The sequence below is a fragment of the Pyxidicoccus trucidator genome (assembly GCF_010894435.1).
Taxonomy (GTDB): Bacteria; Myxococcota; Myxococcia; order Myxococcales; family Myxococcaceae; genus Myxococcus; species Myxococcus trucidator.
This window is the reverse complement of record NZ_JAAIXZ010000001.1, coordinates 1,122,387-1,141,139: the sequence shown is the minus strand read 5'-3', so window position 1 is coordinate 1,141,139 and position 18,753 is coordinate 1,122,387. Positions and strand designations below refer to the sequence as shown.

Genomic DNA, 18,753 nt, shown 5'->3' with positions numbered 1-18,753 from the left:
GGCCACCCGCCCGGGGAACGGTCATCGTGCTGCTGTCAAACCTGGCCCTGGGAGGCCCCCGGCTTTCGTTCGAGCGGGCGCTTCCGGCCGAGTGGCTGGCATTTGCTGAGAAGGCCCGTCGCGCCGGGTGTCCGGTCGTCGCTTTCGTTCCCTACGAGCGGCGGCGATGGCCACGTTCGCTGGCCAGAGCCATGGTCCTCGTTCCCTGGGACCGGGGGACGACGGCTGGCCTAGTGCGGCGCGCGGTGGGTCCAGGCCATGAGGTAGAGCCATGAACGAGCCACGCCAGCGCGCCGAGACCCTGCTCGCTCAGGCGGAGAGGCTGTCTCCCGGACTCGGTCTGCTCGCGGAGGTGCTGTCGCTCGCCGTACGCGTGGAGCCTGCGCTGCTGCGGAAGGCGCGGCTCGTCTTCGCTCCGAAGCTGGGCGTCGGGGTGGAGGCGGACCTGTGGTTCGGGCAACTGGTAGAGTCCTCGGGCGCGGGTGGGTTCGTGTTCCGAAGGGAGGTTGCCGAACTGCTCAGGGAGCGGCTTGCGAGGAATCCCGCGCGGCTGGATGCCGCCTGGAGGCTGACCCGGAGCTTCCACCCATTTATCCCTCCCGCAGCGGCCCTGGAGGAGAAGGTGACATGGGCTGCGCTGGCCGGGCATTCCGAGGAGGCGCTGAACCGTGAGCTGGGCTCGGCGCTCACGGCCATGCTGTCGAGCCCCAGTCGCGCCGTGGGAATCGCGCGGTGGGCGCTGCGGGCGCTGCCCCGACTGCCGGAGCGAGCCCAGCGCTCCGAGACTGGGGCACTGCTCTCGTTGGCCACCATTTCCCGGGTCGATGGCACCTGGCTCCGTGTCAACGGCGCGCTTCCGGCGCGGCTGCCGGCTCGGTCATGGCGGGTGTTGGATGAGCTCTCAGGCGTGCCGGTGCGGCTCCTGCGAGAGCCGGAGAGAATCTCCTTCCTCCCTCCCGAAGCGCAGGAAGGGCATCGACTCGAGCTGCCCGATACCCACCCTCCGCTCCTGGAGCTGGCGTGGGAAGAGGCCGGCCAGCAACACCGGACGCTGGTTGCGGCCGAGCCGGGGGCACATGTTCCTCTCCCGGGAGCCGTGGAGCGGCTCCAGTTCCGGGCTGTGAACGGGCAGCGCTGGGAACTGACGACGGTGCTGGAGCAGGAGACGAGCGCGGCTCCTTCGTTCGCGACGCGTGCCCGAGTATTCCTCTCGCCTGCGAGGCTGGATCACCAATCGTTGAGAACCATCCTGTCGCCGCTTATCCCCGAAGTGGCGTTTGCCGCTCCTCCACTTGTTGGAGATACGTGGAGTAGCGCCGTTGGCGAATCACTCCTCGATGCAAGCGTGGTCATCGTGGTTGCCGGGGAGGCCTATTGGACCAACGAATTCTCCCGACGGGAGCTGCGTATCGCACTCCTGCCCTACACCCGCTTGCCCAGTAAGAGCACACGCGAAGTGCGCGAAGCCGCATTGGAGCACATTATCGTTGTCTCCGCCGACCGAGACCTCAAGAGGGCTTTCCAGCATCTACCCATCGAGCTGAGAAACATTCAGTGGCCCCGAGCGGACGACGTGAATGGTATCGCCGCGCTCATCAGGATGCGGCTTGCTTCAAAGCCTCCTCGGATTCGTGAGCGGCTCCGAACCATGGGAGTCTCGGATGCCGACATTCAGGACATCTTGTGGGAAGCATGGAACCTTCCTCCTCGCGAGGATCTGGGGCGCGTCCGACATCATCCCGTCACGATTTCTCCATTGCTAGGAGAGACGTTCGTCGGCCGTGCCAGCACGCTCTGGCAGCTCGATGACATGCTCACGTTTCACGGCCCATCGAGGACTGTATTGGTGGAGGGGGGCGCTGGAGTTGGGAAGACCCGCTTCGCGCTCGAATACCTCCAGCGGTTCGGACCGAGCAGCTACCCCGGAGGTGTCTTCTGGGTCGATGCAAGTGTCAGCGACGACCAACTCGAGGCCCGGTTGCACGGTATCCTCAGGGTGCTTCGACCAAAGGCACCTGAGCTGGAATCTTTCCTGCGCGAAGGGCGAAATGTTCGTCGCGAGCTTGCCGGTGCGCTGCGGGAAGAAGGCCAGCGAGCGCGGATCCTCTATGTCGTGGATGACATTCCAACACAGCATCCTGAAAGGCGCTCCAGGCCGCTCTCCTGGTACTGTCCCAGCACCGATTTCATCGTGGTGCTTGCAACGCTCAGAGATGCAGGCGCGGGGTACGGCGTCTCTACAAAGCTCCAGTTGGACGTACTCGATTCGAATGCGGCCGTCGCGCTCCTGACGTACGGAATCGAGAGCGACCGCCAGCCCCAAGAGACTTGGAAGGAAATTGCTGACCAGGTAGGGAACCTACCCCTGGCGCTCACGGTGCTCAATGCGAGCCTGCGGGCAGGAAACGTAGAGCCGGAGTCGTTGCTAGCTAGGCTCAAGAAGCGAGCCGTGGAGTTCCTTGACGAGCAGGCGAGTGTCCTATCTCCAGGTACACCCTCCGGATTCCGCAGTGTCGTCGAAGAATTCACGGCGATTTACGAGGAGTTGTCAGAACAGGCGAAGTGGCTTGCGAGGGTCCTCGCTCAATTCGCGCCGACGCCAATTCCCGTTTCGGTGTTCGAGGCTACCGATGCCAACCTGATTGCGATAACGCCAGTCCTGGCGCAGAGGGGGCTCATCTCCATGGCAATGGAGGAGGGCATCCAAACTCTTCGATTAAATCATCCGCTTCTGGCCGGGTTCCTTCGCGACAGGTTCCCCGACGCGACACCTGAACTCATGCGAATCTGCCAGGGCCTGCTGACCCTCATGAACCCCGACTCACAGAGGGAGTTGACCCGTTGGCCGGTGCTGCGGGCCTGTCTGCCGCATGCGCAAGAGGTCTTCAAGAGGTTGGGTGATGTTGCATTGCCCGAGCTCGACAAAGCCCGATTCGTGGAATTGGGCGTCTGTGTGGGTCAGTTCCTGTTGACCAAGGGCGACCTTTCGTTAGCGTGGTTCTTCGCGGGGGAAGCTCACGAGCACGCTGCCGAGGCCCTCGGCGCCGATGCGCGCGTGACACTCGACGCGCTGGGCTGCATGGCCGCAGTCGAGCGAGCCGAAGGCAATTACTCCCAATCTAGGTACCATTGTGAACAGCGGCTCAGCGCGCTTCGCGAGAGCATCAGATCGACGTCGGACCCTGCCTTGGTCGTGGCCCTGATGGACCTGGGCGCGGTGTTTTTCGAAATGGATGATTTGAAGAGCGCGAGAATCCAGCTTGAACTCGCCCTGGACATGTCGCGGCACATCCATGAAGGCCGACACCCGCAGACGGCGGTGGTGATGACCCAGCTCGCGGAAGTGCTTCAGCACGCAGGCGACCACCGGTCCGCGCGGGCCCTCCTGGAAGATGCAATCGCGACGCTTCACCAGTCCTTCGGTTTCGACCACCTTGATACGCTCATCGCCGAATCCCAGCTGGCAGCCACGCTGGTCGCCATGGGAGAACCCGCCCCTGCTCATGCTCTCGAAGAGAGGGTGGTGTCTCGTTTCAAGGAGTTCCTTGGCGAGGAACATCTGCTAACGCGTGGGGCAATGGGGAGCCTCGCCGACATCCTCGAGTCGCTGGGGCAGAAGGTGCAGGCACGCGAGCTGCGGGCCCGGCTGAGCGCAATCCTCCTGCGGGGTCTGCAGGAAGTGCAGGGACGCACGTCATCGTTCCCCCCGCCTCCGAGCGACGTCGAGCTCCAAGAGTTGCTGAGCGACCGACTCTATTCCGGGGAAACGCCGGGTGAGCTCCTGGAAATGGGCAATGTCCAGATCACTTCCGTCGATGTGACCTGGGACCAGCCAGGAGGGATTGTTGAATCCCGCCGCCTCATCTCCGGCGGTGGTCAGGTGGGAGTCGATCTCATGGTCGGCGACGACAGCCTCGCGGAGAGTTTCCCCTTTGACTTCACGGTGGAGCAGCACGCGGATGGCTCTCTCACAACCAGCAGCCTCACGGTCGATACGTCCACGTTCTACGGAGAGCAGGACGTCATCGACCCGGGGGAAAGCGAGGGGGGCGAAGGGGAAGCGTCGGAGTAGCCGCGCGGATGCATGTCGAGAGGCGCCTGCTTCGTTCAAAACGCCGATATCACCGCGCCTCCGTACCGGGACTCGATGAACCTCCGCACCTCCTCGGAGTGGAGCGCCCGCACCAGCGCCTGGACCTCGGGCCGCGCCTCATCGCCCTTCTTCACGGCGAGCACGTTGGCGTACGGGTTCTCCTTCGGGGACTCGCTGGCGAGGACGTTCGCCTTCAGCTCGAGGTGCTTCCGCGCCTCCAGGAAGTAGTTGCCGTTGATGACGGCGGCGGCGACGTCCTCCAGCGTGCGCGGCTGCTGCTCCGCGTCGATTTCACGCAGCTCCAGCCGGCGCGGGTTGCCCACCACGTCCTGCACGGTGGCGGCGGCGCCCGCGCCCTCTCGCAGTCGGACCAGCCCTTGCGCTTCCAGCAGCCGCAGCGCGCGGGCCGCGTTGCTGGGGTCGGAGGGAATCGTGACCTGCGCGCCCTCGGGCAGCTCCGCGAGCTGGCGGTACTTCGTGGAGTAGAGCGCCAGCGGCTCCAGGTGGACCGGACCCACGCTGCTCAGCGACAGCTTCCGGTCCGCGCTGAAGCGCTCCAGGTAGGGCACGTGCTGGAAGTAGTTGGCGTCGAGCTGGCCATCCGACAGCGCGATGTTCGGCTGCACGTAGTCGGTGAACTCCACCACCTCGATGCGTACTCCGTCGCGCAGGGCCACGGGCACCGCGGCGCGAAGGATTTCTCCGTGCGGCACCGGGTTGACGCCCACCTTCAGGGTGCGGACGCCATCAGCTGGAGGCGCCTCGGAAGTGGGGGCTTTGCAGCCGGCCAGCAGCACGGCGGCGGACAGCAGAAGGAAGACAAGGGAACGTTTCACGATTGAGGACTCCAGGAGGATTCGCACGCGGCACCCATGGCCACGGCACGGAAGGAAGGTTCAGGACGAGGTGCGCTCGAAGCGAGAGGCCAGCCCGTCACCGAGCCATTGGACGAGCTGCACCAGCACCAGCAGCACCACCAGGCAGCCCAGCATGACGTCGGTGCGGAAGCGCATGTAGCCGTACTTCACGGCCAGGTCGCCCAGCCCACCGCCGCCCACGGCGCCAGCCATGGCGCTGTAGCCGAGCAGACTGATGACCATCAGCGCAGTGCCCCGTACGAGCGAAGGCAGGGCCTCCGGGACGAGCACTCCGAAGACGACGCGGCGGCGGGTGGCGCCCATGGCGACGGCGGCCTCCACCAGTCCGGAGTCCACCTCGCGCAGGCCCTGCTCCACCACGCGCCCCATGAACGGAATGGCCGCCACCACCAGCGGGACGATGGCCGCCGTGGTGCCGATGGTGGTGCCGACCAGCACTCGGGTGAGCGGAACGATGGCCACCATGAGGATGATGAAGGGAACGGAGCGGCCCACGTTGACGAGAGTTCCCAGCACGCGGCTCAGTGCCGGTCGCTCCCACAGTCCACCCCGGTCCGTGATGACCAGCAGCACGCCCAGCGGCAGGCCCGCCAGCAGCACCAGCACCGCGGCCGCCGACGTCATGTAGAGCGTCTCGCCGGTGGCCACCCACAGGGAGCGCAGCAGCTCGCTAGACACGCGGCACCCCCGGCGTCAGGCCCTGCTCGTGGAGGAAGCCCAGCGCTCCGTTCACCGCCTCCGGTGGACCCGTGAGCTCGAAGAGGAGCCGGCCCACCCGGGTCTCCCCCACGCGCTCCATCGAGCCCTCCAGCAACCACGCGTCCACGCCGAAGCGCCGCGCCAGCGTGGTGAGGATGGGCCGCGTGGAGTGCTCGCCCACCAGGGACAGCTCCACCCTGTGTCCTCCCGGCGCCGTGGCGCTGTCCCGAGTCACCGAGGGCGGGTAGCACAGCTCGCGCAACCGGGTGCCGGGGCGGGCGATGAGGTCCACGACCTTGCCCTGCTCCACCCCCCGGCCGCGCTCCAGCACGGCCACCGAGTCGCAGATGGACTTCACCACCTCCATCTGGTGGGTGATGAGCAGGATGGTCAGCCCGAGCTGACGGTTGATGTCCCGCAGCAGCGCGAGCACCGAGCGCGTCGTCTCCGGGTCCAGCGAGGACGTGGCCTCGTCGGACAGCAGGACGCGCGGGCGCGGCGCCAGCGCCCGGGCAATGCCCACCCGCTGCTTCTGCCCGCCCGAGAGCTGCGAGGGGTACGCCTCCGCCTTGTCGGACAGTCCCACCAGAGAGAGCAGCTCCTCCACGCGCTCGCGGATGTGCGCGCGGGAGCAGCCCGCCACCTCCAGCGGGAAGGCGACGTTGCCGGCCACCGTCCGCGAGGAGAAGAGGTTGAAGTGCTGGAAGATCATCCCGATGCCTTGACGCGCCACGCGGAGTGCTTCGGGGTCGAGCGCCAGCATGTCCCGCCCGTCCACGCGCACCTCGCCGGACGTGGGACGCTCCAGGAGGTTGAGGCAGCGGATGAGCGTGGACTTGCCGGCGCCGCTCTGCCCGAACACCTCTCCGAACTCAACCCGCAGCGACACGTTCCGCAGGGCTGGCACCTCCTGTCCACCCTGCCCGTACACCTTGCTGACGCCTCGGAGCTCAAGCACGGCGCACCTGCCGGCGGAGCCCGCGTGTCACCACCGTCGAGTGGAAGCTGGCGGGGTGCCTTTCAAGCCGTGGAAGGTCCGCCAGCCTGGCCGGCTGCGTGTCGTCGCGGAGAGGGCTGACGGGACTCGTTTCAGGACGCGGAGGTGCGGAGCGCTCCGCGTCTTCGTGGGTGCTGCGATACATCCGAGACTCCTGGGTGGCATGCCGCCACGACTGGATGAGGGGACCCGCCTCCGGCCATGGCGGGAGCGGGAAAAGGAACGGCCCGTTCCCGGGAGGCGGGTAACGGGCCGGACGACGCGAGGTGCGTGAGGGAGGCTCAGCGCGCGCGACAGGACGGACCCGTGGGGGCATGGCAACACATGCCTCCGCGACAGGACCCGAACGTGGCGACGGAAATGAGCATCGGCCCTTCAGGTAATGAATTGCAGGGTGCGTGTCAACACGACCTGCTGCTCACGCCGCCACGCGCACCGCCTGTCCCAGCGCGAGCGACAGGTCCTCCTGAAGGTCCTCCAGGTCCTCCAGCCCCACCGAGAAGCGGATGAGCCCGTCGGTGATGCCGCGCCGCTGCCGCTCGGCTGCCGGCACGGACGCATGGGAGTGGCGAGCAGGCACCGTGACGATGCTCTCCACCGCTCCCAGCGACACGCCGAGCAGGGGCAGTTGCAGCGCCTCCACGAACGGTGCCGCCCACTCGTCCCTGTCCAGCCGGAACGACACCACCGCGCCGGCGCCCGGGTAGAAGACCTCGCGCACCTCGGGCCTGTCCTTGAGCCAGCGGGCGAGCGCCGCCGCCGTGCGCACCTGCCGCTCCAGGCGGACCCCCAGCGTCTTGATGCCGCGCTGGAGGAGGAAGCAGTCCTGCGGCCCGAGCACCGCGCCCACCGCGTTCTGGAGGAAGTACACCTCCTGCGCGAGCGCGGGCGTCTTCACCGCCACCGTCCCTGCGACCACGTCGCTGTGCCCCCCGAGATACTTCGTCGCGCTGTGCACCACGATGTCCGCGCCCTCGGTGAGCGGCCGCGACACGTATGGCGACAGGAACGTGTTGTCGACGATGAGCAGCGCCCCACACGTCCGAGCGATGATGGCCATCGCGGTGATGTCGGTACGCCGGAGGAACGGGTTGCTGACGCTCTCCACCAGCAGCGCCCTGGTGTTGGGGCGGATGGCGGCGCGCACGGCGTCCGGGTCGCTCGTGTCCACGAAGGTGGCCTTGAGGCCGAACCGACTGAACACGCGCGTCAGCACCCGGTAGGTGCCGCCGTAACAGTCGTCCGTGACGACCAGGTGGTCGCCCGCGCTGAAGAGCATCAGCACCGTAGAGATGGCGGCCATGCCGGAGCCGAAGGCGAAGGCGGCGTGCGCCTCGTCCAATTCGGCGAGCACGCCCTCGAGCGCCTTGCGCGTGGGATTCCCCGAGCGCGCGTAGTCGAACTCGCCGGGCTGGTCGAGCCCCGGCTGGTCGAACATGGACACCTGGTAGATGGGCACCGCCGCCGCGCCGGTGGCGGGGTCGGTCTCATGACCCGTGTGCAGCAAGCGCGTCGCGAAGCGGGTACGCACGGCGGGCTCCTTCGAACGCCTGGGCAAGGTCGGCAACGATGTCATGACAGTCCTCGATTCCCACGGAGAGGCGTAGCAGTCGGTCGGAGATACCCAGTTGCTCCCGGCGCGCGACGGGGATGTCGGCGTGGGTCTGGGTCGTCGGATAGGTGATGAGCGTCTCGACGCCGCCGAGCGACTCGGCGAAGAGGCACAGTTGGACGGAGGCGAGCACCCCGGGCACCAGGGCCGCGTCGGTGACGGTGAAGGACAGCATGCCGCCCACGCCCGGATAGAAGACCTGGTCCACAAGCGGGTGTGTGCTCAGCCACTCCGACACCTCGCGCGCGTTGGCCTGGTGCTTCTCCATGCGCAGGGCCAGCGTCTTCAGGCCGCGAATCACGAAGTACGAATCCTGCGGACCCAGAATCGCGCCGATGCCGTTCTGGAGGTACGTGAGGCGCTCCGCCAGCGCCGTGTCCTTCACCACCAGCGCGCCCGCCACCACGTCGTTGTGCCCGGCGAGGTACTTCGTCGCGCTGTGCACGACGAGGTCCGCGCCCAGCTCCAGAGGCCGCTGCAGCCACGGCGTGAGGAAGGTGTTGTCGACGATGAGCAGCGCCCCGGCCTCGTGCGCGATGCGTGCAATGGCCGGGAGGTCCGCCGTCTTCATCAGCGGGTTGGTGGGGGACTCCACCAGGATGGCGCGGGTGTTGGGACGAAGCGCGGCCCGCACCGCCTCCGGGCGCGTGGTGTCCACGAAGGTGTAGGGGACGTGGAGGATGCGATCCACCAGCCGGTACGTGCCGCCGTAGAGGTCCTCCGTGAGGATGAGGTGGTCCTCCGGCCCGAAGAGCTGGAGCGCACAGTGCAGCGCCGCCATGCCGGAGCTGAAGGCGAGGCCCCGACTGCCTCCCTCCAATTGCGCCAGTGCGTCCTCCAGCGCGGAGCGGGTGGGGTTCTTCGTGCGCGAGTAGTCATAGCCGGTGGACTGGCCGAGCGCGGGGTGCTGGTAGGTGGCGGACTGGTAGATGGGGACGGCGACCGCGCCCGTAGTGGGGTCCCGGCGCACGCCCGCATGGACGAGCGCGGTGGCGAGTTTCATGGAAGGGGCTCCTGCTTTCGGTGGAGACATGGGAAGGGGTCAGCGGCCGCGCAGCGTCTGGGAGATGCGGAGGATGTCGGCCAGCACGCCCGAGGCCGTCACCGCGCCTCCGGCGCCCGCGCCCCGGACGGTGAGCGGGAAGTCGCTGTGGCGCGTGGTGGTGAAGGACACGAAGGACTCGGAGCCACGCAGGTCCGCCGCGGGCTGGCCCGCCTCCACGGCGACGGGCCCCACGCGGATGACGGGTGAGCTGGTGCCGACCTTCGACGGGTCGATGCGCGCCAGGTAGCGCAGCACCGTGCCGGCGTGGCGGCAGCGTGTGACGCGGTCTCCGTAGGCCGTGTCCAGTGACTTCAGCCCCTGGAGGAACGCGTCCACGGAGGTGCCGGCCTGGGGCTCGGCGGGGACGAACGGCTCCAGCGCCACGTCGGACAGGGAGAGCGACAGGCCAAGCTCCCGGGCGAGGATGAGCGCCTTGCGCGCGACGTCCGTGCCGCTCAGGTCCTCGCGCGGGTCTGGCTCCGTGAAGCCCCGCTCGCGCGCCGTGCGGACCGCCACCGACAAGGGCACGCCGGCCGTCAGCTCGTTGCAGATGAAGCCCAGGCTGCCGGACAGCGACGCGGTGATGAGGCGCACCGTGTCGCCCGTGCGGACGAGGTTCGCGAGCGTGTCGATGACCGGCAGGCTGGACGCCACCGTCGTCTCGTAGTGGTACGCCACGTGGTGGCGCCGGGCCTCGGCCAGGAGCGCCTCGCGGTCATTCCAGGGCAGCGCCAGCGGCTTCTTGTTGGCCCCCACCACGTGGATGCCACGCTGGAACGCGGCCGTGTAGAGGGACTCGATGCCGCTCGCGGCCGTGCAGTCCACGAGGATGGGCACCGGCAGCCGCCGCAGTTCGTCCAGCAGTGGCGCCAGCGTGCGTGCCTCCGTGTCCGTGGGCTCCACGCGTGCGAGCCGCTCCTCCAGCCCTTCGAGCGGCAGGCCCGCCGGGTCGAACAGGGCCCGGCGGCTGTCCGCGAGGCCGACGACGCGCAGGGCAATCCCGTGCCGGTCCTTGAGCAGCGTCTGCTGCGCGCGGAGCTGCGCCAGGAGCTGCCCGCCCACGGTGCCCCGGCCCAGGAGGAACAGGCTCACCTGCTGGTGGGCCAGATTGAAGGCCGCGTGCGTGGTGCGCACCGCGATGGCCGTCTCGGCCGCGTCGACGACGCAGGAGATGGAGCGCGAGCTGGCGCCCTGGGCGCTGGCTCGCACGTTGACGCCCACCGCTCCCAGCGTGCTGAAGAAGCGCCCGGCCACGTTGACGCCATGGCCCATCGCCTCGGCCACCAGCGTTAACAGTGTCACCGGCTGGCGGATGGCGAGGGGCTCCACCTCGTTGCGCGCCAGCTCCTGGGACAGCTCGCCCTCCAGCGCCGACTGCGCGCGGGCCACGTCCGGGCGCGGGACGACGACGGCGAGGGACTGGCCATTCGCCGACTGCGCCGACAGCCACACCGTCACCTGCGCCTCGCGCAGCGCCGCCAGCACGCGCTCGCCGAGCTGGAACTGGTCGGACAGCTTGCGCACCTCGATGCCCAGCAGGGCGAGGTCCTCACGCGTGGCGATACACGTGGGGCGCTGGCCGTCGCGAGAGCCGATGGCGTCGATGAGCGTGCCCGGGTGCTCCGGCTGCATCGTGTTGCGGATGCGCAGGGAGATGCCCGCCTCGATGAGCGGAATCATCGTCCTCGGGTGCAGCATGCGGACGCCGACCGCCGCCAGCTCCAGTCCCTCTCCATGCGTGAGGTGCGCGACGGGGTACGCGTCGCTCACCAGGTCCGGGTCGGCCGTGTGCAGGCCCAGCACGTCCGTCCACACCGTGACTTCCGTCGCGCCAATGCCCTGGGCCACCAGCGCCGCCGTGTAGTCGGAGCCATTGCGGCCCAGCGTCGTGGTGCGCCCGTCCGGCGTCGCGGCGATGAAGCCGGGGAGGACGGGCACCGAGCCCCGCCACGCCCCCACCGCCCCCTGGAGTCGCTCGCGCGTCCGAGGCACGTCCACCCGCGCCGCGCCGAACCGGTCATCCGTCACCAGCAGTTGCCGTGCGTCGCGGAAGGTGGCCTCGGTGCCCGCCGCCGTCAGCAGCTCCGCGAGGAGCGTGGCGGAGACCAGCTCACCGAAGGAGAGCACCCTGTCTCTCGACGGCGCCGAGCACTCGCGGGTGAGGGAGATGCCCTGGAGGAGCTGGTGCAGCGGCGCGAGCAGCGTGTCCACCCGCGCCGCGAGCGCAGTGGACTGCTCCGGGTGCAGCGCGGCGGCGTTCGTCTTGGCGAGGTGGGCGATGCGCGCCACTCCCGTGAGCGCGCCCTCCAGCTCGCCCTTCGTGGCGAGGTCCGCCGCTTCAATCAGCCAGTCGGTGGTGTCACCCATCGCGGAGACCACGACGGCCAGAGGGCCCTGCTTCGCGTGCTTTCCAATCAGCTCGACGACCTGCCGGAGCCGCCGGGGAGAGCCCACGGAGGAACCGCCAAACTTCATCACCTGGAAGGGAGCGCTGCTCATCTGCGAACCTCGGAGGGGCGCATTCGGCCCTGAAGACAGTCAAAGGCAGACACGAGCCCGCGCTCCGGGCACACGAAGGCCCGTCGCGGCGCACGAGCGCCCACGGCATGAAAGGGGAGGAGGGAGGTGAGGCCCTGGCGGACGCGGACTAGCGGTGGCCGCCGGGCCGGCGCATTCGAGCGTGACGCATGCACGCGGCCCGTACGGGGCACGACGTGACGCGGTCAGCGAGGGCGTTCAGGGATGCGGCGCAGGTGGATGGAACCACGGGGGTCCTCTCTCACCGAAGCTGAGGGGTGGCCTCTGCTCCGGACTCTTGGATTGCCCGGGGAGGTTCTTCTCCGCGAGCCGCATCGTTTGGACACCTTGGAGGTCCGACTCCAGGTTGTCGGGCCACCGCCGCGAGGCGAAGGCCGCTCTTGATGTTGAGACAGTGGATAGACGTGTCTTGAACGTCTGTCAATCCCTTGCGTGTCCCTACGCATCCGAGCCGTTGGGCCTGTTTCGTGGTCCTTCCTCCACCTCAACGCGCCTGCTCCCCTGGTGGGGAGACGTTCAGGGTCCTTCCCGGCACGTCACAGTGTGACGGCGACGGTCACACCTGGGGGCCGTTCGCGCCTCGCAGGTATGCGGAATCACTGGGCCGCAGGTGGGTACGCGACTTGCGTTGGGAAGAGGACATGCTCGCCGTGTCCGCCGCCCTGTCGCTCATGCTGGCCGCCGCTCCCGCGGAGGTCTGGACGTTGGAGCGCGTGGTGTCCGACGCGGTGGAGCGCAGCCCCGAGGTGGCGGCGGCGCGGGCGGAGGAGGTCTCGGCGGAGGGCGTGCGCTCGGCGGACGGGCGGTGGCTTCGGGACAATCCGCAGCTGGAGGTGGAGGCCGCCAGCGACGTGCTCACCGGAGACCAGGGTGAGCTGCGCGTGGAGATGATGCTGAGTCAGACGGTGGAGGTGGCGGGGCAGCGCGGCCTGCGCGTGGAACGGGCAGACGCCTCGCTGGACGCGGCTCGGGCACGGAGGCGCGCGGCGGTGCTGGAGGCGGCGGCGGGGGCGGTGGGCGCGGCGGTGGAGCTGGAGCGGCGCGAGGCGCGGGCGCGGCTCGCCGAGGAGGCGCTGAGCCTGTCCCGGGAGCTGGAGGCGGCGACGGAGCGTCGCTTCGCGGCGGGAGACGTGTCGGAGCTGGACCGTAACGGCGCGACGCTGGAGCGAGCGCGTGCGGAAGCCCGGGCGGCGTTGGCGCGGGCGGAGTCGGATGCGGCACGCGCGGCGCTGAACCGCAGACTGGGTCGTCCGGCGGCGGCTCCGCTGAGCGTGTCTGTGCTGGTAGAGGCTCCGTCGTCACCTCTCCTGAACGAGCGTCCCGAGCTTCAGGCGGCGCGGGCGGAGGAGGTCGCGGCGAAGGCGGAGGTGGAGCTGCTGCGGCGCGAGCGCTTCCCGGACCCGACGCTGGGCGTGGGCTACGAGCGTGAGCGGCGCCCCGAGTCGCACGGCGCCATCTCCGACCTGCACACCGAGCACCTGCTGGTGGCGCGGTTGTCGGTGCCGCTGCCCTTGTGGGAGCGCAACCAGCGAGAGCTGGCGGAGGCTCGAGCGCGGCGCTCGGCGCGGGAGGCGGAGCGGGTGGCACGGGAGCGCGAGGTGGAGGCGGAGTCCGCCGTGGCCCGAAGCGCGTTCGAAGCCGCGCGAGCGGCGCACACGGCGCTGAACACGGCCCGGCCTTCGGTCGAGCGCAACCTGGAGCTGGTTCGCCGCGCCTACGAGGCGGGAGAGCTGGGCCTGGACGCCCTGCTGCTCGCGCGGGACAGGGCCTTCGCCGCGAGAGCGGAGACCGTGGACGCGGCGGCGGAGCTGGCCCGCGCGCGCACCGCGCTGCTGCGTGCGGAAGGTCGGCTGCCCACGGGAGGGGTGCCGCAATGAGACGGATGCTGTGGATGCTGCCGCTGGTAGCGCTGCCTCTGGTGGCGGGAGCACACGAGGGCGCGCCGCACGGGAAGGCACCCGAGGTGTCCACCCCGGGCGCAGCGGTGCACGTCCTGGCGGCGACGGGAGACGTGTTCGAGGTGGTGCTCAAGCACCCGGAGCACGCCGAGGGCCCGAAGACGCCGGTGCGCGTGCTGGTGGCGGAGAGCGCGACGAACGCACCCGTGAGCGGCGCCCAGGTGGAGCTGACGCTGACGGGAGCCGCCGTGCAGTCGCTGGTGCCGAGGATGGAGTCGCCCGGCATCTACGTGGTCGAGGCGGAGCTGGCGCCTGAGGTGGAGCTGGCCGCCGTCGCGACGGTGACCCGGGGCGACGCCGTGGACGTGCTGGCGCTGGGGACGGTGCACGTGGAGGCGGAGCATGAAGAGGCGCACGACGATGACGCTCACCACGGCGCGGAGCTCGGCTGGGGTATCGCGGGCGGCGTGGCGCTGATGGTGGCGGCGGGTGCCTGGTGGGTGTCGCGTCGCAAGCGGGGGATGCTGTGAGCGAGTCGATGAGCGGGTCGAGGGCTCCGGGTTCTTCCGCGCGCCGCGCTGGTGCTGGCTCAGCGGGCTCCTGGCGCCGTGTGGGTGCGAGGTTGCCGGGGTCGGTGTTCAGCCCACTTTTGTGGCCCGCATCCTTTATATGTCTCGTTCTGCTCGCGAGCCCTCGGGCCCACGCTCACGAGGGCCACGCCCAGGCTCCGGCCACGCAGCAGCAGCCCGTTGTCCCCGGCGTGGCCTTCACCGTGCCCAAGGAGACGCAGTTCCTCCTGGAGGTGCGCACGCAGCGCGCGGCGGTGCGGCCGCTGGAGTCGCGACTGGTGGCTCCGGGCAAGGTGGTGCCGCGCACGGACCGCTACGCGCAGGTGTCCGCGCCGGTGCCGGGCCGCGTGCTGGCGTCGGGCGCGTCGGTGCCGCTGGTGGGGCAGCGCGTGAAGCGCGGCGAGGTGCTGGCGCTGGTGCAGCAGAGCCTCTCCACCTCGGAGGCCACGGGCCTGTCGACGGGCTACATCCAGGCGGAGGCGGAGGTGTCCCGCGCGCAGGCGGCGCTGGAGCAGGCCCGGCGAGACCTCACGCGCTTGGAGTCACTGCAGGGCGTGGTGGCCGAGAAGGAAGTGCAGCAGTCACGGCTCTCCGCGAGCACGGCGGAGCAGGAATTGGGCCGCGCGAAGGCCGCGCGCGACGTGCTGTCCGGCGCGCGCCAGGGCCAGGGCACGGCGCGCTTCCCGCTGGTGGCGCCCATCGACGGCGTGCTGGTGGAGGCCCGGGCCACGGTGGGTGAGCAGGTGGATCCGGCGCGGCCCCTGTTCGCGGTGCTGGACGCCTCTGTCGTCTGGGTGGAAGCGCGCGTGTACGAGGGCGACGTGGCGCGGGTGGAGGGCGCATCCGGCGCGCTGGTGGGAACGCCCGCGTACGCGGGCCAGCACTTCGCGGCGCGGCTGTACCACGTGGGCCAACTTGTGGATGAGTCCTCGCGCAGCGTGCGCGTCCTGTTCGAGGCGGACAACCGGGACGGCCGGCTGCGGCCCGGCATGTTCGTGGACGTGGCCATCGGCGAGGGTGGCCGACGCGACGCGCTGGCGGTGCCCGCGGCGGCGGTGGTGGAGGAGGAGGGCCGCGCCTTCGTCTTCGTCCATACCGCGCCCGAGGCGTTCGAGCTGCGGCCGGTGGGGCTCGGTGGACGGGACGGCGAGTGGCGTGAGGTGCGCCAGGGCCTGAAGACGGGCGAGCGCGTGGTGGTGGGCGGCGTGGCGGCGCTGCGCATGGCGAGGGGAGGCGGCAGGTGATTGACCGCGTCATCCTCCTCGCGCTGAGGCACCGGCTGTTCGTCGTGCTGGCGGCGGTGGCGCTGCTGCTCTACGGCGGCTGGGCCGTCACGAGCCTGCCGGTGGACGTGTTCCCCGACCTCAACCGTCCCACCGTGACGGTGATGACGGAGGCGGGTGGCCTGTCCCCGGAGGAGGTGGAGACGCTCGTCACCACGCCGATTGAGACGGCGATGAACGGGGCGCCGGGTGTGCAACGCGTGCGCTCGTCGTCGGGCGTGGGTCTGTCCATCGTCTACGTGGAGTTCGACTGGGGCACGGACATCTACCTGGACCGGCAGCTCGTGTCGGAGCGGCTCCAGGTGGCGCGCGAGCGGCTGCCTCGCGACGTGACGCCGCACCTGGCGCCGGTGTCCTCCATCATGGGCGAAATCCTGCTGCTCGGCGTGCAGAGCGAGGGCGAGCGCACGTCGCAGCTGGAGCTGCGCTCGCTCGCGGACTGGACGCTCCGCCAGCGCCTGCTGACGATTCCGGGCATCGCCCAGGTGACGGTGCTGGGCGGCGGGGTGAAGCAGTTCCAGGTGAAGGTGGACCCGGAGAAGCTGCTCGCCTTCGGACTCACCTTCGAGGACGTGGAGCGCGCTGCGGGCCTGTCGCAGGGCAACACCACCGGCGGCTTCGTGGACAAGGGCGGCCGCGAGTACCTGGTCCGCAACCTCGCGCGCAGCGCGTCCGTGGAAGACCTGGCCGGCACGGTGGTGGCGGTGCGGGACGGCGTGCCCGTGCGCCTGTCGCAGGTGGCCGAGGTGGTGGTGGGGCCGGCGGTGAAGCGGGGCGACGGCGGAATGAACGGTCGTTCCGCGGTCATCCTCGCGGTGCAGAAGCAGCCCGGGGCCAGCACGCTGGAGCTCACCGGCAAGGTGGATGCCGCGCTGAAGGAGCTGCGGGCCACGCTGCCCGAGGACGTGCGGGTGGAGACGCTCTTCCGGCAGGCGGACTTCATCCGCTCGGCCATCGGCAACGTGAGCGAGGCCCTGCGCGACGGTGCGCTGCTGGTGGTGGTGGTGCTCTTCCTCTTCCTCGTCAACCTGCGCACCACGGCGATTACCCTCACCGCGATTCCCCTCTCCCTGGTCATCACCGCGCTGGTGATGAAGGCGTTCGACCTGTCCATCAACACGCTGACGCTGGGCGGCCTGGCCGTGGCCATCGGCGAGCTGGTGGACGACGCGATTGTCGACGTGGAGAACGTGTACCGGCGGCTCAAGGAGAACCGGGCGAAGCCCCAGCCGGAGTCCACGCTGCGCGTCATCTTCAAGGCGTCGTCGGAGGTGCGCGGCTCCATCGTCTTCGCCACGCTCATCGTGGTGCTGGTGTTCGTCCCGCTGTTCGCACTGGGCGGAATCGAGGGACGGCTCTTCGCCCCGCTGGGCGTGGCGTACATCGTGTCCATCCTCGCGTCGCTGCTGGTGTCGCTCACGGTGACTCCGGCGTTGTGCGCGTACCTGCTGCCGAAGGGGCGCTTCCTGGAGCATGGGGACAGCGCGCTGGTGCGCTGGCTGAAGGCGCGGGCGCAGCGGGTGCTTGAGGTCGCGCTGGCGCATCCCCGTCCGGTGATGACGGGCGCGGCGGTGCTGGTGCTCGGGGCGGCGGCGGTGGTGCCCTTCCTGGGTCGCTCCTTCCTTCCCCCCTTCAACGAGGGCACCGCCACGGTGACTCTGGTGGCGCCACCGGGCACGTCGCTGGAGGAGTCCAACCGCTTCGGGCTGCTGGCCGAGCGCCTCATCGCGGGCGTGCCCGAGGTGAAGACGGTGGGCCGGCGCACCGGCCGCGCCGAGCAGGACGAGCACGCGGAGGGCGTCCACTACTCGGAGCTGGACGTGGACTTCAAGGAAGAGGACGGGCGCGCGCGGGAGGTGGTGCTCGGAGACATTCGCGAGCGGCTCACGCAGCTTCCGGGCATGTCCGTGTCCGTGGGGCAGCCCATCTCCCACCGGCTGGACCACCTGCTGTCGGGCATCCGCGCGCAGGTGGCGGTGAAGCTGTTCGGGCAGGACCTGGACGTGCTGCGCGGCAAGGCGGAAGAGATACGGTCCGTCATGGCGGGCGTGCCGGGCATCGTGGACCTGCAGGTGGAGCAGCAGACGCTGATTCCGCAGCTCCAGGTGCGGCTCAAGCGCGAGGAGGCGGCGCGGCTGGGCGTGCAGCCCGGCGCCATGGCGGAGCAACTGGAGAAGGCGTTCAACGGCATCGTGGTGGGGCAGGTGCTGGAGGGCCAGCGCACCTTCGACGTGCTGGTGCGGTACGACGAGCGCTCACGCGTGGACGCGGAGGCGTTCCGGCGGGCGCTGGTGGACACGCCCTCGGGAGCACGGGTCCCGGTGGCAGCCGTGGCGGAAGTGGTGGAGTCACAGGGGCCCAACGTCATCCACCATGACCACCTGCAGCGGCGCATCGTGGTGATGGCGAACGTGGCGGGGAGGGACCTCGGCGGCGCGGTGGAGCAGGTCCGCGAGCGCGTGGCCTCGCAGGTGTCGCTGCCGCCCGGTGCCTTCATCACCTATGAGGGCCAGTTCGAGAGCCAGCAGTCCGCCACGCGGCTCATCGCCCTGCTGTCCCTGCTGTCGCTGGCGGGCATGTTCCTGGTGCTGTACGCGCACTTCCGCTCGGTGCGGCTGGTGCTCCAGGTGATGCTCAACATCCCCCTGGCGCTGGTGGGCAGCGTGACAGCGGTGGTGCTCACCGGGCAGTCGCTGTCGGTGGCCACGCTGGTGGGCTTCATCACCCTGTGTGGCATCGCCAGCCGCAACACCATCATGCTCATCTCCCACTACCTGCACCTGGTGGAGGTGGAGGGCGAGGTGTTCAGCAAGGACCTGGTGCTCCGTGGTTCGCTGGAGCGGCTGGTTCCGGTGCTGATGACGGCGCTGACGGCGGGGCTGGCGCTGGTGCCGCTGGCGCTCGCGTCGGGGGCGCCCGGTAAGGAGATTCTGCACCCGGTGGCGACGGTCATCCTCGGGGGGCTCATCAGCTCCACCCTGTTGGACCTGCTCGTCACGCCGGCCGTGTTCTTCCGCTTCGGGCGTCCAGCCCTGGAGCGCTACCTGGCGCGCAAGGCGGCGGCGCGCGCCGAAGAGGACACCGCTCTCCCGGAGGCAGCACCTCCGGCGGAGCGGCTCGCGGGCTCGCTGTGAAGGCGGG

Annotated in this window: 11 protein-coding genes and 1 riboswitch; of the genes, 5 read left to right on the top strand and 6 right to left on the bottom strand. The window is 69.7% G+C overall.

Annotated elements, in window-relative coordinates:
• The first annotated feature begins 271 nt into the window (after nt 1–271).
• Nucleotides 272–4,072 carry a tetratricopeptide repeat protein gene (locus tag G4D85_RS04735; protein WP_164008268.1) on the top strand — a complete coding sequence of 1,267 codons (3,801 nt, stop codon included), beginning with the start codon at nt 272–274 and terminating at the stop codon, nt 4,070–4,072.
• A 35-nt stretch (nt 4,073–4,107) separates the two neighbouring features.
• Here the strand turns inward: G4D85_RS04735 and G4D85_RS04730 are convergent, their stop codons facing one another.
• The 6 genes from G4D85_RS04730 to thrA form a co-directional block, all read right to left on the bottom strand.
• Nucleotides 4,108–4,929, bottom strand: a complete 822-nt coding sequence (locus G4D85_RS04730) for a MetQ/NlpA family ABC transporter substrate-binding protein (RefSeq protein WP_240359068.1) — start codon at nt 4,927–4,929, stop codon at nt 4,108–4,110.
• Nucleotides 4,930–4,989: 60 nt separating this feature from the next.
• Nucleotides 4,990–5,649 (bottom strand): methionine ABC transporter permease, encoded by a 660-nt coding sequence (locus tag G4D85_RS04725; RefSeq protein ID WP_164008266.1) that lies wholly within the window; start codon nt 5,647–5,649, stop codon nt 4,990–4,992.
• Complete coding sequence (locus G4D85_RS04720) at nt 5,642–6,628, bottom strand: methionine ABC transporter ATP-binding protein (protein ID WP_164008264.1); 987 nt, start codon at nt 6,626–6,628, stop codon at nt 5,642–5,644. Before G4D85_RS04720 ends, G4D85_RS04725 begins: the two co-directional genes overlap by 8 nt.
• A 457-nt stretch (nt 6,629–7,085) precedes the next feature.
• Complete coding sequence (locus G4D85_RS04715; protein WP_164008262.1) at nt 7,086–8,243, bottom strand: trans-sulfuration enzyme family protein; 1,158 nt, start codon at nt 8,241–8,243, stop codon at nt 7,086–7,088.
• Nucleotides 8,155–9,282 (bottom strand): aminotransferase class I/II-fold pyridoxal phosphate-dependent enzyme, encoded by a 1,128-nt coding sequence (locus G4D85_RS04710; protein ID WP_164008261.1) that lies wholly within the window; start codon nt 9,280–9,282, stop codon nt 8,155–8,157. The genes G4D85_RS04715 and G4D85_RS04710 overlap by 89 nt, the downstream gene beginning before the upstream one ends.
• A 39-nt stretch (nt 9,283–9,321) precedes the next feature.
• Nucleotides 9,322–11,823, bottom strand: coding sequence for a bifunctional aspartate kinase/homoserine dehydrogenase I (gene thrA / locus G4D85_RS04705; protein WP_164008259.1), 2,502 nt, complete (start codon nt 11,821–11,823; stop codon nt 9,322–9,324).
• Between the two features lie 307 nt (nt 11,824–12,130).
• Nucleotides 12,131–12,254, bottom strand: a riboswitch (SAM-I-IV-variant riboswitch).
• 249 nt (nt 12,255–12,503) lie between these two features.
• Between thrA and G4D85_RS04700 the strand changes: the two genes are divergently transcribed.
• From G4D85_RS04700 to G4D85_RS04685, 4 genes are all read left to right on the top strand, one after another.
• Nucleotides 12,504–13,739: a TolC family protein gene (locus G4D85_RS04700; protein ID WP_205525418.1), complete on the top strand. Its 1,236-nt coding sequence runs from the start codon at nt 12,504–12,506 to the stop codon at nt 13,737–13,739.
• On the top strand, nt 13,736–14,290 hold the full coding sequence (locus tag G4D85_RS04695) for a hypothetical protein (RefSeq protein WP_164008255.1): 555 nt from the start codon (nt 13,736–13,738) through the stop codon (nt 14,288–14,290). The genes G4D85_RS04700 and G4D85_RS04695 overlap by 4 nt, the downstream gene beginning before the upstream one ends.
• Before the next feature lie 230 nt (nt 14,291–14,520).
• On the top strand, nt 14,521–15,573 hold the full coding sequence (locus tag G4D85_RS04690; RefSeq protein ID WP_205525417.1) for an efflux RND transporter periplasmic adaptor subunit: 1,053 nt from the start codon (nt 14,521–14,523) through the stop codon (nt 15,571–15,573).
• The gene (locus tag G4D85_RS04685) at nt 15,570–18,746 is read left to right on the top strand and encodes an efflux RND transporter permease subunit (protein ID WP_164008251.1); all 3,177 of its coding nucleotides are present in this window, start codon (nt 15,570–15,572) and stop codon (nt 18,744–18,746) included. Before G4D85_RS04690 ends, G4D85_RS04685 begins: the two co-directional genes overlap by 4 nt.
• The last annotated feature ends 7 nt before the right edge of the window (nt 18,747–18,753 follow it).